Source organism: Psychromonas sp. CNPT3, from assembly GCF_000153405.2.
In the GTDB taxonomy this organism is placed as follows: domain Bacteria; phylum Pseudomonadota; class Gammaproteobacteria; order Enterobacterales; family Psychromonadaceae; genus Psychromonas.
On the sequence record NC_020802.1, the window covers coordinates 2196687 to 2210671 of the forward strand.

Annotated in this window: 16 protein-coding genes and 6 tRNA genes; 2 read left to right on the forward strand and 20 right to left on the reverse strand. The window is 37.6% G+C overall.

Annotated features, from left to right (window positions below):
• Positions 1–502 precede the first annotated feature (502 nt).
• The gene (locus tag PCNPT3_RS09625) at positions 503–913 is read left to right on the forward strand and encodes a hypothetical protein (protein WP_015465681.1); all 411 of its coding nucleotides are present in this window, start codon (positions 503–505) and stop codon (positions 911–913) included.
• On the forward strand, positions 910–1242 hold the full coding sequence (locus tag PCNPT3_RS09630) for a hypothetical protein (RefSeq protein ID WP_015465682.1): 333 nt from the start codon (positions 910–912) through the stop codon (positions 1240–1242). Before PCNPT3_RS09625 ends, PCNPT3_RS09630 begins: the two co-directional genes overlap by 4 nt.
• Before the next feature lie 522 nt (positions 1243–1764).
• Here PCNPT3_RS09630 and PCNPT3_RS09635 read toward each other — a convergent pair.
• The 20 genes from PCNPT3_RS09635 to cydB form a co-directional block, all read right to left on the reverse strand.
• Positions 1765–2247 (reverse strand): DUF1456 family protein, encoded by a 483-nt coding sequence (locus tag PCNPT3_RS09635; protein WP_015465683.1) that lies wholly within the window; start codon positions 2245–2247, stop codon positions 1765–1767.
• A gap of 62 nt (positions 2248–2309) precedes the next feature.
• Complete coding sequence (locus tag PCNPT3_RS09640; protein WP_015465684.1) at positions 2310–3452, reverse strand: DNA cytosine methyltransferase; 1143 nt, start codon at positions 3450–3452, stop codon at positions 2310–2312.
• A 29-nt stretch (positions 3453–3481) separates the two neighbouring features.
• On the reverse strand, positions 3482–4624 hold the full coding sequence (locus PCNPT3_RS09645; RefSeq protein ID WP_015465685.1) for a restriction endonuclease PLD domain-containing protein: 1143 nt from the start codon (positions 4622–4624) through the stop codon (positions 3482–3484).
• A gap of 215 nt (positions 4625–4839) precedes the next feature.
• The gene (nadA, locus tag PCNPT3_RS09650) at positions 4840–5898 is read right to left on the reverse strand and encodes a quinolinate synthase NadA (protein ID WP_015465686.1); all 1059 of its coding nucleotides are present in this window, start codon (positions 5896–5898) and stop codon (positions 4840–4842) included.
• Between the two features lie 246 nt (positions 5899–6144).
• Positions 6145–6220 (reverse strand) — tRNA-Lys (locus tag PCNPT3_RS09655).
• A gap of 63 nt (positions 6221–6283) precedes the next feature.
• Positions 6284–6359: transfer RNA gene (locus PCNPT3_RS09660), tRNA-Lys, on the reverse strand.
• Positions 6360–6425: 66 nt separating this feature from the next.
• A tRNA-Lys gene (locus tag PCNPT3_RS09665) sits at positions 6426–6501 on the reverse strand.
• A 66-nt stretch (positions 6502–6567) separates the two neighbouring features.
• A tRNA-Lys gene (locus PCNPT3_RS09670) sits at positions 6568–6643 on the reverse strand.
• A 67-nt stretch (positions 6644–6710) separates the two neighbouring features.
• Positions 6711–6786 (reverse strand) — tRNA-Lys (locus PCNPT3_RS09675).
• A 70-nt stretch (positions 6787–6856) separates the two neighbouring features.
• Positions 6857–6932, reverse strand: a tRNA-Lys gene (locus PCNPT3_RS09680).
• Positions 6933–7110: 178 nt separating this feature from the next.
• Positions 7111–7830: a tol-pal system protein YbgF gene (ybgF, locus tag PCNPT3_RS09685; RefSeq protein ID WP_232207358.1), complete on the reverse strand. Its 720-nt coding sequence runs from the start codon at positions 7828–7830 to the stop codon at positions 7111–7113.
• Between the two features lie 18 nt (positions 7831–7848).
• The gene (gene pal, locus PCNPT3_RS09690; RefSeq protein WP_015465688.1) at positions 7849–8379 is read right to left on the reverse strand and encodes a peptidoglycan-associated lipoprotein Pal; all 531 of its coding nucleotides are present in this window, start codon (positions 8377–8379) and stop codon (positions 7849–7851) included.
• A gap of 35 nt (positions 8380–8414) precedes the next feature.
• A complete protein-coding gene (gene tolB, locus PCNPT3_RS09695) occupies positions 8415–9728 on the reverse strand; it encodes a Tol-Pal system beta propeller repeat protein TolB (protein ID WP_015465689.1) in 1314 nt (437 codons plus the stop codon).
• A gap of 14 nt (positions 9729–9742) precedes the next feature.
• Positions 9743–10714, reverse strand: coding sequence for a cell envelope integrity protein TolA (tolA, locus tag PCNPT3_RS09700; protein ID WP_015465690.1), 972 nt, complete (start codon positions 10712–10714; stop codon positions 9743–9745).
• Entirely contained in the window at positions 10704–11138 is a 435-nt protein-coding gene (gene tolR / locus PCNPT3_RS09705; protein WP_015465691.1) for a protein TolR, read from the reverse strand. The genes tolA and tolR overlap by 11 nt, the downstream gene beginning before the upstream one ends.
• Positions 11139–11143: 5 nt before the next feature.
• Complete coding sequence (gene tolQ / locus PCNPT3_RS09710) at positions 11144–11827, reverse strand: protein TolQ (protein ID WP_015465692.1); 684 nt, start codon at positions 11825–11827, stop codon at positions 11144–11146.
• Positions 11817–12221, reverse strand: coding sequence for a tol-pal system-associated acyl-CoA thioesterase (gene ybgC, locus PCNPT3_RS09715; RefSeq protein WP_015465693.1), 405 nt, complete (start codon positions 12219–12221; stop codon positions 11817–11819). The genes tolQ and ybgC overlap by 11 nt, the downstream gene beginning before the upstream one ends.
• 140 nt (positions 12222–12361) lie before the next feature.
• The gene (locus PCNPT3_RS09720; protein ID WP_015465694.1) at positions 12362–12670 is read right to left on the reverse strand and encodes a cyd operon YbgE family protein; all 309 of its coding nucleotides are present in this window, start codon (positions 12668–12670) and stop codon (positions 12362–12364) included.
• Positions 12670–12825 carry a cytochrome bd-I oxidase subunit CydX gene (gene cydX / locus PCNPT3_RS09725; protein ID WP_015465695.1) on the reverse strand — a complete coding sequence of 52 codons (156 nt, stop codon included), beginning with the start codon at positions 12823–12825 and terminating at the stop codon, positions 12670–12672. The genes PCNPT3_RS09720 and cydX overlap by 1 nt, the downstream gene beginning before the upstream one ends.
• A gap of 13 nt (positions 12826–12838) precedes the next feature.
• A complete protein-coding gene (cydB, locus tag PCNPT3_RS09730) occupies positions 12839–13978 on the reverse strand; it encodes a cytochrome d ubiquinol oxidase subunit II (RefSeq protein ID WP_015465696.1) in 1140 nt (379 codons plus the stop codon).
• Positions 13979–13985 lie beyond the last annotated feature (7 nt).

A 13985-nucleotide genomic window follows, 5' to 3' on the forward strand; every position in this document is an offset into this window, starting at 1 on the left:
CCAAACCTTTTTCCAGTCATTTTAATCCAATAAATTAAACCGCGATACAAAACATCAACTAAAGATCTCGATCAATCACAAAAAAGAGGGGATATATGATTTCAAAGGCGAACATTTAACATGCCAAAGTAATTTCTTGCTTTGCAGGTACATTAGATTTCAGCGGGTAGGCTGATACGAGGAAATACACCAGCGAATTTTTGGTATCAGATCTTGCCTTTTGCTATTACGCTCTCTATTGAGAGAAAATCAGCATAAATAGGCTACTACAACCGATAAATAGAACAAACATTCTAAGTCGCTTTGTGCCCTTTTTCGCCCTAGGAAGCTAACTCGCAAACGCCCCCTAGCGAGTTAGGGAAGTATTATTTACAGGACCAACGTTATTAAACTTTCTCAGTCCCTAATGCCTACAAGTAGATCAACCAGTTATAATCTACTCTTCTATCCCTTTACACCTTATAGTAGAATGGAACATCAGCCCTTCAATAGGATATATTTAGTGCTTGAAAAGTTTGGTCAACAGTCACAATCAGCAGCACAAAAGCTACATGTCAAAAGTGCATTGAACCCTTTGCTATGGCTAACTGGAATAGCATCACCAATTTTCTTTGGCACTGCTTTCGTCTTTAAAGATACCGAGCTAGTAAATGTTCTCATTTATGCAGGTATGGTTCCTATGGTAGTTACATGTTTAGGGTTTTGCTTCTTTGCATTATTCAAGCCAGAAAAATTACAATCTGAAGATTACCAACTAAAACATGAATCCTTAAACTTAATGCAAGAAAAGTGTGGTGGTATTCAAATATCTACCATATCGTTAGAACAAATAGTTAACCCGATTATTATGCAAAAAGAACAACAAGAATTACCTAACACCCCTCAACAAGCTACCCAAGGGGAACTCTCATGAATATGTACATGCTGTCTTTCGCTTCTAAAAGTGGAAATGTAACCAGAGCAAAAATCCAAGATTTTTTAAGCACATTACCAGAAGTACTTAATTGGTATGGTGTAATGCCATTTACCATTTTAATTGTAATGGATAATCACAGCCATCTATTTGATAATGCATTAACAAATAAACTTGTCGAAAAATTTAGTGATGACGTTTCTTTTTTATTCACTTCAATTTCTAAAGAAAACATAGCAGGTTACATTAATAAAGAAGTGTGGGAATTCATCAACACCCCAAAGGCTAACCCTATACTCGCAGATAATCGAATCAATAAAAACGTATAAACTTTATTTGGTGTGACTTTCTTGCGATTACCGTGACCTTTACTCGGCTCAAATGATTCACTAGTAAAGGTCATACATGCAATCAATAAAATTCATCTACCAATTAGAATATGGGGTGAGGTTTAGGTATTTAATCTTGACTTTCGATATATTGTAAGTTTATTTCCTATCTCGCTTTGTGCCCCTTTGCGCCTTAAAAAGCTGTAATATTGTGATTAATATTACTCAGCAACAACACTATGAGAACATCTGTAAACACGAGTATATGCGGGTTGTTTTTGTAAAGGATTTCGGGTTAAAAAGACCTTAAATATTTTCTTAAACCCCTTACTTTTACAAAATGGTGTTTTTTTGTAATGGATTTTTGATGACCTAAATAAGCTAAAGCCTATCAAGCAATAGCCTTCACTCACTCACCCACTAGGTTAATTGATTTTTGGTGGATATAAATTGAATTTAAAGAAAAGACGGATATTTAAAAAATAAAACCGAGATTTATCTCGGTTTTATTTTTCCAATCACTTATTCGCTTGGCGTAGTACCACGAAAACGTTTAGTTATCCCATTTAAGAAGTTACGTAACAGTTGATCGCCACACTCTTTATAATTGCGATGATCTCTCTTACGGAATAAAGCCGATAATTCAGATTTAGAAACAGGAAACTCCGCAGATTCCAATGCATCTAACATATCCTGCTCTTTGAAATTTAATGCGATACGTAATTTTCGTAAAATATCATTATTCGACAAAATGGCTTTAGCCGATAAAATCACTGGACTTGAGCCTTCTTTTTTACCGCGTTTCTCATCGATTAATCCATCTAAAAAAAGAGATAACAAACTATCACGACAAAAAACAAAGTTCTCTTCGCCTTCTTTTGCGATGATGCTGTGTAGGTATTTTTCATCAATTGCATTATCAACAGAAGCAAAAATGCCTAACATCTTTTTATCGTTTAGTTGTAACGCATAACGTACACGTCGTAAAACATCATTTGTGATCATAAATTCTCAATCGTTAAGTTATTAAAGTAAAAAATCATTATACCGATTATTTCAATACACTGCTAATCTGCTTGTAGCACATCGAGCAAAGCGTTAGCAATTAAGCGGATCAAATCCACCGAAACTGAGTTTCCCGCTTGTTTATAAAGGTGCCCATTAGACATATTCTCCGGTAAAACATAGCCGTCAGAAATAGGAAAGCCTTGTAATTTAAACGTCTCGCTAGGCGTTAATTTACGCACACCATCGGCAACCTTGATCAAAGGTACATTATGCCCTCCTGTGCCCATATTAGCGGTCAGTGTAGGGCAAATACCTTGGGTGTTTTTACGCACATACATACCGCGACGCAATTGATAAAACTCAAATTCGGTATCTATTTCTTCGCCAATATGAATGCGCTCTTTTTTGCGTTTATCCTCAGAAAGTGCTGCATATTGCGCTTTATTGATAAAATAATGCGGGTACTTCTCAGGCGTATAATAATACGCGTTTAATTCTTCTTTGCTTTTATGTAAATCAAGTACACGTGCAATATTTGTCCGGCGCTGATCATCTGATGATTTTATCTTAATGCTTTCTAATTGTTCAAAAAGTGTAAATTTATCAGCATCACTTTGCTTTAAAAAACACACAATAAACATACGCTCTCTATTTTGAGGCAAAGTGGTATATGTTTTAGTATTTAATGTCGCATCTTTTACAATATATCCGGCGTTTTCAATTTCAGATTTGATCACTTGATACGTTCGCCCTTGATCATGCGATCGTAGATTTTTAACATTTTCTAAAAATAAAATCCGAGGTTTATAAGCAACTTTGCCGAGATCATTTACCAAGTCAATAATACTGTAAAAAAGATTACCTCGATGATCATCGAAGCCTTTACGCGAACCCGCAATACTAAACGCTTGGCAAGGGAACCCCGCCGTTAACACATCGATAGGTTGCGCCAACATTTGCATTTTCTTTTGTGCAAACAAGGCCTCTTCGCCATCTGCTTTTGCTCTTTCCGGCTTGACTATTTTTTCAATATCACCGGGGATCATATTATGCTCAAAATTACATCGATATGTTTTTATCGCCTGCTCATCAAGCTCATTTGCCCAAATAAGTTGATACCCGCCTTTCTCATTAAATGCACTTTTAAAACCGAGGCAAACACCTCCAACACCTGCAAATAAACTGCCTACTTTATAATTCATTATTTTCCTAAAAATCATATGTTTTATATTTATTTTAATTCTTTAATAAATGACTCATAAGAGTCCAATTTAGAAAAGTTAATTGAGTACGTACCGTTATAGAATTTATCAATGCGCACCGAATCTATTCCTATACTGCGCAGGTGCGCATAAGTCAGTAGATCGCCTTCTTTTAAATTTAAAATGTCTCTTAATATCCACTGACCTAATGCTTTATTCGACTGGGACATTAGCGCTTTATTGCCCTGCTGGCACAATTTAGATTGTAAAATTTTATTATTGGGAAGTAATAAAGAAAATGCCGTATTTCCCTGTGGGAAAAAATCCGGTTTAAGCTTATGTATTAAACGAGGTACCGGTATATACGCTTCATTTATATCTCTTTTCCTTCCGTTTGCGTGCCATTGATTTAATCCACTGCGCAAGTGTACTTCTTTGTTCCTACCATACAGCGGCAGGTATAACGTATCTTCAATGCGCTGTTCTGCATTGCTTTTTAACAATGCATGTTCGCTTTTATTAGTGATAGCAGGATCGATAAAATCAAAAGGTTGCATCAATATATCAACCGCAAACGAGTGCAACGCAGTCTCGGTTATAAAACGTTTGTATAGTGTTGATTTACTAATATTAAATTTATACTCAGACAATCCATCTGAAAAGTTGATGATATTATTATTGTCTTTCGTAATACAGATATTATTAATATCGATTAAATTCATTGGCTCTTCAAAAATTTGAAAAGCCCCTTCCTTACGTACCACACAGTGATAAATCGCAGCATCAAGTTGATAAGCTCTCGACGTGAAATTTAAGCGATTATTTCTCAACTCTGCTACTTTTTTCACCAGATCAAAAGAAGGATAATGACTATAATCTCCTCTTTGGCGATTAAACTCCGCTATTTTTTGATATGTTTTGCCGTTATTAAACAAAAAAGTTTTTAAACCAATGCCTATTTTTTTATTCGTAACTGTTAAAACAGCATCACTTGAAACATCACCCCTAGAAAGATCATCCGCCTCAAAACATTCGCAATAGATTTTTTCTGCTATTCGATAATATAAATAAGGCGTCGTTGAATCTGAAAACAAATGCGACAATTTCCCAATTAACTGCAACCTTTGCGTATATTTCAAACGTTGTCTTTGTGCTGATGCTGCAAAATACATGTTTAATCTCTTCTTTAAAATATTTTACAAAATACACAATAAACGCCAGCAAACTGATAGCAATGGGATCCATTAAGTGATCATGTCTTACGCAGGGAAATTAGCACTCGCGATGCATAAGTTGCAGTACATAGTTGCTCTCACTTCAAAACTCAACACGCTGGTAGGGATAATTTCAACAAGCCAGACAGATCACTTTTTTAGTGCCTTTGCTATTAAGCATTACCTTTTGTTTTAAGTTGCTGCTCGGTCGCAAAGTCCAACATACGGTTTAATGAAATGAGCGCACCTTTGGCAATGTCTTTATCAACATCAACTTCATGCCCATTACTGTCTATCAGCGCATCATATATCGCTTTTAAGCCGTTCATCGCCATCCAAGGGCAATGAGCACAGCTTTTACACGTCGCGCCGTTACCGGCCGTAGGGGCTGCTAAAATCTCTTTGTCGGGACACACTTGTTGCATTTTATAAAAAATACCGGTGTCAGTTGCAACGATCAAGGTTTTATTCGGTAAGGTTTTAGCTGCATGAATTAATTGACTGGTTGAACCGACCGCATCGGCAAGTTTTACCACACTATCAGGCGACTCAGGGTGCACTAAAATAGCGGCATCGGGATAAATGGCTTTCATATCACGTAAAGCACTGGCTTTAAATTCATCATGAACGATACAGTCACCTTGCCAAAGCAACATATCCGCACCCGTTTGTTTTTCAATATAGCCACCTAAATGTCTATCGGGTCCCCATATTATTTTTTTACCTTGGCTGTCTAAATGATCGACGATTTCAAGTGCGATACTTGACGTTACCACCCAGTCTGCACGCGCTTTTACAGCAGCCGAAGTATTGGCATAAACCACCACAATGCGATCTGGATGTTGATCACAAAAAGCACTAAATTCATCAACAGGGCAACCCACATCAAGCGAGCATGTAGCCTCTAATGCTGGCATTAATATTTTCTTATTAGGAGTTAATATCTTAGCCGTCTCCCCCATAAATTTAACACCGGCTACAATAATGGTTGAAGCACTATGATCACGCCCAAAACGCGCCATATCTAAAGAGTCAGATACATAGCCTCCCGTCTCTTCAGCTAATGCTTGAATTTCAGGATCGGTATAATAATGAGCAATTAAAACAGCATCTTTAGCAACTAATAGCTTTTTGATTTTAGCTTTATAGTCCACTTTATCTTGCAATGATAACGCACGAGGCTTCGGTGGAAATGGGTATGCAGAACCAGCAAGGGAGAATATTGTGCTCATTGTGTCTCTTTACTTATAAAAAAAAGATCCTAATTATACGCGTTTGCACATAAAAACGATAATGATCTTGGGTAAATCTACATAATAATAAGAAGAATATAAAGGAAGAACATCTATGTTATTGATAATACGGGTAGCAATGAAAGGGTTGAACTTTTTAAAAAAGGATAAGAGTCTACTGTTATATAATCTGAGCTAAAGGCTCATAGGCAGTATTACAATTTGAAATTTACTGATACGTAAAAGTGGTGGGCCGTGAAGGATTTGAACCTTCGACAAATGGATTAAAAGTCCACTGCTCTACCAACTGAGCTAACGGCCCATTATAGGGTCTTACTTTTGATACGCTATATTATAGTTTTACTATCCACCTTTGATTAAAAAGTGGTGGGCCGTGAAGGATTTGAACCTTCGACAAATGGATTAAAAGTCCACTGCTCTACCAACTGAGCTAACGGCCCATCTATAGGGTCTTAATTTAACAATCTACGTTACAGTCTTTACTGCACACTTTTAAACAATAAAAGTGGTGGGCCGTGAAGGATTTGAACCTTCGACAAATGGATTAAAAGTCCACTGCTCTACCAACTGAGCTAACGGCCCATCTATAGGGTCTTAATTTAACAATCTACGTTACAGTCTTTACTGCACACTTTTAAACAATAAAAGTGGTGGGCCGTGAAGGATTTGAACCTTCGACAAATGGATTAAAAGTCCACTGCTCTACCAACTGAGCTAACGGCCCATCTATAGGGTCTTATTTTTTACAAACTACATGACAGTCTTTACTGCACACTTTTAAACAATAAAAGTGGTGGGCCGTGAAGGATTTGAACCTTCGACAAATGGATTAAAAGTCCACTGCTCTACCAACTGAGCTAACGGCCCATCTATAGGGTCTTAATTTCGACAAGTTAGATTGTAGTCTTTTCATGCATCACTTTCATTTAAATAAAAGTGGTGGGCCGTGAAGGATTTGAACCTTCGACAAATGGATTAAAAGTCCACTGCTCTACCAACTGAGCTAACGGCCCATCATGAATCTTATCTATTAAAGGTCAACATGAGATGCATTACTCATTCGCTCCAACTGCGGCGTATGATATACAATATATTAAATAGCGCAACAAAATTTAGTGCTTTTTTTTCTGTTTGCAGATAAAACAAACAAAAGTGAACTAATACACCTACTTTTTCAATAAATTGCTTATATTACAAACTATTTAAACGTTGCGTTGCCAATTTTGCAGCCGATGAATCTGCATATTCCTGTATGACTTTTTGATAAAATATTTTAGCCGACGCATTTTTTCCTAAGTACTCGTCAATAATACCAATTTTGAAAAGTGCATCTGCGCGTTTATTTGACGTTAAATGCTCCTGTGTCACCACTAAAAAAGCTTGGCGTGCTTTTTCACGTTGTTTTTCTTTATATAACAACTGCCCTAACCAATACTGCGCATTCGCAATATAATTAGATTTCGGATATGTTGTAATAAATTCATCAAAAGCAACAATGGCTTGTTTATATTCTTTATTTACTAAGACTAAATTAACCGATTTTTGATATGCATCTTTCTCGTTAGGAGGAAGTGAAGATGTTGACTCTTTCAATGCAAGTGTCACTTTTTCGGTTTTATTTTCTTCAATGAGCTGATACAGGTTACGCTGACGATTTTCAATTTGATTCATTTTATGATCAAATACTTCTACGCTACCTTTTATTTGACTCACTTCTCGCGAAATTTCATCTAATTGGTGCTGAAAACGGATCTGCATCTTATTACGCGTTTCAAGTAAACGTGTTAGCGCTTGTATTTGTTTTTCCATTGCGTTCTGACTGCTATAACCCGTGACATCGCTTACCGGCGCTATAGCAAAAGAAAAGCTAGAAAAACAAGTAGCTACTAATATAGCTACTTTAATTTTCATAGGGGTCATTGTATTAACTTAGTAAGTTAATTCAGCACGACGATTTTCTGCGCGAGCTGCTGCATCATGACCTAAGTTAACAGGTTTTTCTTCGCCGTAACTTACGATGCTAATTTGTTTTGATGTTACGCCCATGTTTTCTAAGTAAGTAGATACAGACATAGCACGACGTTCACCAAGAGCGATGTTGTACTCTGGAGTACCTCTTTCATCGGTGTTGCCTTCAATTGTTAACAATTTAGTTGGGTGATCAACAAGAAATTTAGCATGTGCGTCAAGAATTTTAGTGTAACGCGCTTTTAATACTGAAGTGTCATAATCAAATTGAATAGTCGTTTCTAAAATAGCGTATGAATATGCTTTCGCTAATTTTTCTTCGTCTGTTAAATTCATTGCATCAACAACAGCTGTTTCTACTGTTTCAGCACTTACAACTGCACTGTTAGTTTCGTTAGATGTTGCATCAGACTCACTACTTGAACTACATGCACCTAGCGCTAACATTGGTAGAGCGATTAACAAACTCTTTGAAATCATAGAGATTTTCATTTTTTATTCCTTGTTGTTTTTTATATTATAAATATTTAGTTTAAAAATGGAGACCATGCTGGTGATTTTACATCGCCATTTATTGCTGGGATATTTGCTTTAAAGCGTCCATCCATTGACACTAATGCCAATCCTTTATGCCCTTGATACACCGTGCTGTAAATGATCATACTACCATTGGGTGCAACACTAGGAGATTCATCTAGTTGTGTTTTAGTTAATGTTCTTAACTCGCCAGATGCAATATCTTGTACTGATATTTTATACTGTCCATTACTACGGCTCACCAAGACAAGACTATCACCATCAGGGGTAATAGTCCCACCTAAATTCATATCTCCTTCCCATGTCATGCGTTTTGTTTGCATAGATGAGAGATCAACTTGATATATCTGAGGCCGCCCACCACGCTCGGATGTAAACAATAAAGACTTACCATCGGGTGACCAGCTGGGCTCTGTATCAATAACGCGATTCTGAGTAATACGTTTTAACGCTTTACTCATTACATTCATTGTATAAATTTCCGCTTGCCCATCTTTTGATAATACAAAAGAAAGCATTTTCCCATCCGGAGACCAACTTGGTGCGCCGTTTATACGAGGAAACGAGGTCATTAATTCACGTTTTTGAGTATAAATATCTTGTATGTATATTTGTGATTTTTTCTTTTCAAAACTCACATAAACTAATTTACGACCATCCGGAGACCAAGCAGGCGACATTATCGGTTGCTTCGAGCGTAAAATTAATTTTTCAGCATAACCATCGTAATCTGCAATGCGTAATTGATAAGGATGAGAACTCCTATGATCAACCGCAATATAAGCAATACGCGTTAAAAATGCGCCACGCTCACCCGTTAATTTCTCATAGACAACATCACTAATACGATGCGCAAAATGCCTAAATTGAGTTGCAGATAATGTACTTCTGCGTTTTTCTAATACTGGGCTCAGCCCCTTTATGCTCATATTTCCGGTGAGCACATTTAACAATTCATAGGTAATTGTGTACTTTCCCGGCTCTGATGCAGGTTTTATTTCCCCCATCACTATCGCCTCAACGCCCATTTTATGCCAAAGCGCATAATCGAGGGTTTCACTACGCGACGGTGTTGACGGCATTTTATCAATAGCAATAGGACGAAACACACCGCTACTGCGTAAATCATTGCCAATAATACGCGCAATATCCTGTGGCTTTTCGCCCGTACCTAACCATTTAAAAGGGATCACCGCGATGGGCCTTGCGCTATTGACGCCTTCGGTAATTAAGATGTCTAAACGCGCAAAGGCCTGCGTCGAGCACAACAATAATAATAATGGCGTTAACAAACGTAATAACATAATACAATCATTCCTTATAATTCAGGGGCTAAAGTGATACTAAACTTTCGAAATTGGGATGCTATTGAGGCATCTTTAGGAATAGGTAACGTCCTTGCTTTTAACGTCGCACGTTGCGCCGATTGACACACTTTAGCGTCTCCTGAGAGCACCTTCACATTAATAACTAAACCATCAGGGGCTAAGCTAATATTTAGGCGGCACCGTTTACCTTTCATGCTTGGCTCTATTTGCCAATTTCGACTGATTTTATCTTTTATTAAACTTTTATATTTTTCTGTTTCTGTTAATTTTTGAGTGTTTTGAGCCTCTGAAAAAGCATCGACAAATTCTGCTTCCATCGCCTTATCTAATTCAGCCTGACGTAAGCGCTCTTTTATATCTCGGGCTTCTTTTTGTATTTTTTTTATTTTAGCCAAACGTTGTGTTTCTTTGAGTTTGGCAATACGTTTTTGCTCTTTTAATTTAGCAGAACGTTTCTCTTGTGCCACGCGTTTTTCATCTTCCACGCGTTTAACTTCTGCTACGCGTTTAACTTCTGCTACGCGTTTAACTTCTGCTACGCGTTTTACTTCAGCGACGCGTTTAGCGTCTGCTACTCGCTTTACTTCAGCAACACGTTTTGCTTTTTCTTGTGCCATCTTTTTATCTAAAACACGCTTTTTCTCTCTTTTAGCCTCTTCAACTTTACGTTTTTCTTGGGCTATTTTTTTTGCTACTTTCTGCTCTTTTTCTCGTTTTTTACGCAATTCTTCCGCGACAATCTGTTGCTTTCTGTGCTTTTCAACGCGTACTTTTTCTGCTTTTCGATGCGCTAGATCCGTCAACGCTTTTTGATTAATAACCGTCGCATGGATCATCACCTTTGGCACTTTTGGCTTTTCTTTAAATAATGACATATCAGCCCCCATAACAAGCACCCCTAAAACAATGAGGTGCAGTGCTAATGCGCTGATAAATGCAATACTATTAAAATTATTTTTCATTGTCAGGCTCGGTCATTAAACCAATAGATTCGACACCTGACGTTTGTAATAAAACCATTAAATCAATGACTTTTTTATAAGGCACTGCGCCATCACCTTTTACCACAAATTGTGCATTGGCATCACGTCTAATTTCAAGGCGCACTAATGCCTGTAATTCATCCTCATTAAGAGGACTATCAGCACTGGCGCCCGTGCTTAAATAATATAAGCCTTGTTTGTCAATGGATGCAATCAAGGGAGGCTTAGTATCAACAGGGAGCGGCTGCGACGTGGCTTGTGGCAAGTCTACTTTCACGCCTAACGTTACAGAGGTTGCAGTGGCCATAAAAATAATTAATAGCACCAACATCACATCAATATAGGGAACTACATTGATTTCTGAAACAATACGACGCCTCGTTTTACGATAAGGATATTGCATTTTAGTTACTCACTTTCATTCATCGCTTGGCGATGTAATATAGAGGTAAATTCTTCCATTAGATTGATATATGCTGTTTCTAAACGCATCATCTTAGCGGTATAACGGTTATAAGCCATTACCGCAGGAATAGCAGCAAAAAGCCCCATTGCGGTTGCAATTAAGGCTTCTGCAATACCTGGCGCCACCATGTTAAGTGACGCTTGTTGCACTTGTCCAAGGGCCATAAAGGCATTCATAATTCCCCACACAGTACCAAATAAACCAATATAAGGGCTAATTGAACCAATGGTTGCTAAGGCTGACAGCCCTTCTTCAAGCTCTTCAACTTCACGTGACAAAACCACGCGCATACTCCGATGCGCCCCTTCTGTCACGCTATCAACATTGCGCCCAGGCATGGTATGCAAACGCGAAAACTCTTTAAATCCTTGAAAAAATATTTTTTCACCACCACCAATACGTTCACTACGGGCAGCCGTTTCTTGATATAACCGGCTTAAATCATGACCAGACCAAAAGCGTTTTTCAAAGTGCTCTAATGCTTCATGGGCTGCTTTTAATACTCTTGATCTTGAAAAAATTATCGTCCAAGAGTAAACAGACATTGCTAATAGTAACAACATAACAAACTTTACCAGCAGACTTGCTTGTAAAAATAAACCTAAAAAAGACATTTCAGCTTGCACAGGATATAACCTCTATCATTTCAGTTGGGATCGCAACGGCTTTCATTTTTTGTAAATTAACACACGCAATCAGAGTCTTTGCTTCACAAATAAGTTCCCCTTGCGCATTAAATATTTTTTGCAAAAAGATCAAGCTCGCTTTACGATGGCTTTCTATTTGAGTTTGCACCGTTAATAATTGATTAAACCGTGCCGACTTCGTAATATTCATTTCTACATTTTTAACCATAAAGGCAATATTTTTAGCTAAGAGTACATCTTGCTCAATATTCACCTCACGCAGGCACTCCGTTCGACCGCGCTCGAAAAACTTTAAATAATTTGCATAATAAACAACACCGCCAGCATCGGTATCTTCATAATAAACTCGGATCGCCAAGGTCGACATTAACATGCTGTTTTTCCATCATTAAAATTATTTTTATACGTTACTATAAATCTTTATTTTTGTCGAATAAAGCCCTTCTTTTTACACTCAAAAAAAAAGGGCTTATAAGCCCTTTTTTAAAATACAGCCGATCATTGCACTAAGAATTACAACATTGTGATCCTAGAAATAATAAAACCAAATAATATTGTCCATGAAAAATAAGGTGAAAAAAGTATTTTCCAAAGCCAAAAAATCGGATTAAAACCAATCCCATGGATAAAGGCTGCGCTCAATGCCAACATTAACAAACTCAAATAACCATGATCAAGTTGCGCACTACTTTGCGCAATATGTCCAGGATTAACCACCAACACCACACTGAGGAAAAGTGCCAATGTCATCGATACTAAGCGAGTGATCGCAAATTTAAAGGGGCGATGAAGAAAATCAATACATGCATTAACCTTATCCATTATTGCCCCTCTTTTTGGCCACTGTTTAGCAATTCTTTTTCTTTAGCTTCTTTATCTTTGGCTTCTTGATCTTCAACTTGATCAAACCATAAACCATTAATAATACCAAAGGCACACGCCAATAACACACCTAAAAACCATACAAAATACCACATAACACTCTCCTAATTAATATGCTGACTGCTTCGATTTAGTCATAAATTCTTTACCCAAACGACCAAACATTTTGAAGTAACCCCAACATGTATAAAGAAGAATAATAGGTAAAAATATAGCAGCGGTTATGCCCATAATATTAAGCGTTAACTCACTTGACGTTGCATCCCAAACAGTAAGACTTACATTAGGATCGATGCTTGATGATAAAATGAATGGGAAAGTACTGACAGCAAAAGTAGATAATACAAAGACTTGCATTAAACTTGTGCTGAAAAATGCCCAACCACTGCGATTAAATTTACTCGCAAGCGATGCAAGTAACGGGAACAACAAGCCTAAAGCAGGTGCAAGCATCGTTAATGGGTAATTCTCATAATTTAACAACCAACCACCCGCTTGTAACTCTACTGTTTTAAGCATTGGGTTAGATGGCCCACCAAAGTCAACCATTGACGTTATCACGTAACCATCTAGACCATAAGCGACCCATAAACCCGCAATAGCAAAAAGCAGTGTTGCGACTGGACCTAAGATCAAGGTCACACGTCTTGCACGATTACGTAAATCCCCTTCTGTTTTCATTTGTAGCCAAGCAGAGCCTTGCAATACAAATAAAACCAAACTAAATACACCCACTAATAATGTAAAGGGATCAAATAAATCTAAAAATCCACCTTGATATTGTGATTGTAAAAAATCATTGAAGACAAAAGGCACGCCTTCTAATAAGTTAGCAAAAGCAACACCAAAGACAATCGGTGGCACCGTACTACCCACAAAAATGGCCCAATCCCAAGAACTTCTCCAACGAGGATCTTCAATCTTACTGCGATATTCAAAACCCACTGGGCGGAAAAACAAAGCAAAAAGCGTTAACATCATCGCCAGATAAAAACCTGAAAATGCAGTGGCATAAACCGTTGGCCAAGCTGCAAAAATAGCAGCAGCTCCAGTAACCAGCCAAACTTGGTTACCCTCCCAATGTGGCGCTATTGAGCTTATTATAATACGACGCTCTTCATCTTTTTTGGTAATAAGTGGCAGTAACGTACCGACGCCCATATCAAAACCATCTGTGATCACAAAGCCTATTAATAAAACCCCGATCAAAACCCACCAGATCATTCGTAACGTTTCATAATCAAACATAATCTTC

Bases quoted from the DNA above. Each gene is read 5' to 3' on its own strand.
- PCNPT3_RS09630 (WP_015465682.1), top strand. From the start codon at position 910: ATGAATATGTACATGCTGTCTTTCGCTTCTAAAAGTGGAAATGTAACC.
- PCNPT3_RS09635 (WP_015465683.1), bottom strand. From the start codon at position 2,247: ATGATCACAAATGATGTTTTACGACGTGTACGTTATGCGTTACAACTA.
- PCNPT3_RS09640 (WP_015465684.1), bottom strand. From the start codon at position 3,452: ATGAATTATAAAGTAGGCAGTTTATTTGCAGGTGTTGGAGGTGTTTGC.
- PCNPT3_RS09645 (WP_015465685.1), bottom strand. From the start codon at position 4,624: ATGTATTTTGCAGCATCAGCACAAAGACAACGTTTGAAATATACGCAA.
- nadA (WP_015465686.1), bottom strand. From the start codon at position 5,898: ATGAGCACAATATTCTCCCTTGCTGGTTCTGCATACCCATTTCCACCG.
- ybgF (WP_232207358.1), bottom strand. From the start codon at position 7,830: ATGAAAATTAAAGTAGCTATATTAGTAGCTACTTGTTTTTCTAGCTTT.
- pal (WP_015465688.1), bottom strand. From the start codon at position 8,379: ATGAAAATCTCTATGATTTCAAAGAGTTTGTTAATCGCTCTACCAATG.
- tolB (WP_015465689.1), bottom strand. From the start codon at position 9,728: ATGTTATTACGTTTGTTAACGCCATTATTATTATTGTTGTGCTCGACG.
- tolA (WP_015465690.1), bottom strand. From the start codon at position 10,714: ATGAAAAATAATTTTAATAGTATTGCATTTATCAGCGCATTAGCACTG.
- tolR (WP_015465691.1), bottom strand. From the start codon at position 11,138: ATGCAATATCCTTATCGTAAAACGAGGCGTCGTATTGTTTCAGAAATC.
- ybgC (WP_015465693.1), bottom strand. From the start codon at position 12,221: ATGTTAATGTCGACCTTGGCGATCCGAGTTTATTATGAAGATACCGAT.
- PCNPT3_RS09720 (WP_015465694.1), bottom strand. From the start codon at position 12,670: ATGGATAAGGTTAATGCATGTATTGATTTTCTTCATCGCCCCTTTAAA.
- cydX (WP_015465695.1), bottom strand. From the start codon at position 12,825: ATGTGGTATTTTGTATGGTTTTTAGGTGTGTTATTGGCGTGTGCCTTT.
- cydB (WP_015465696.1), bottom strand. From the start codon at position 13,978: ATGTTTGATTATGAAACGTTACGAATGATCTGGTGGGTTTTGATCGGG.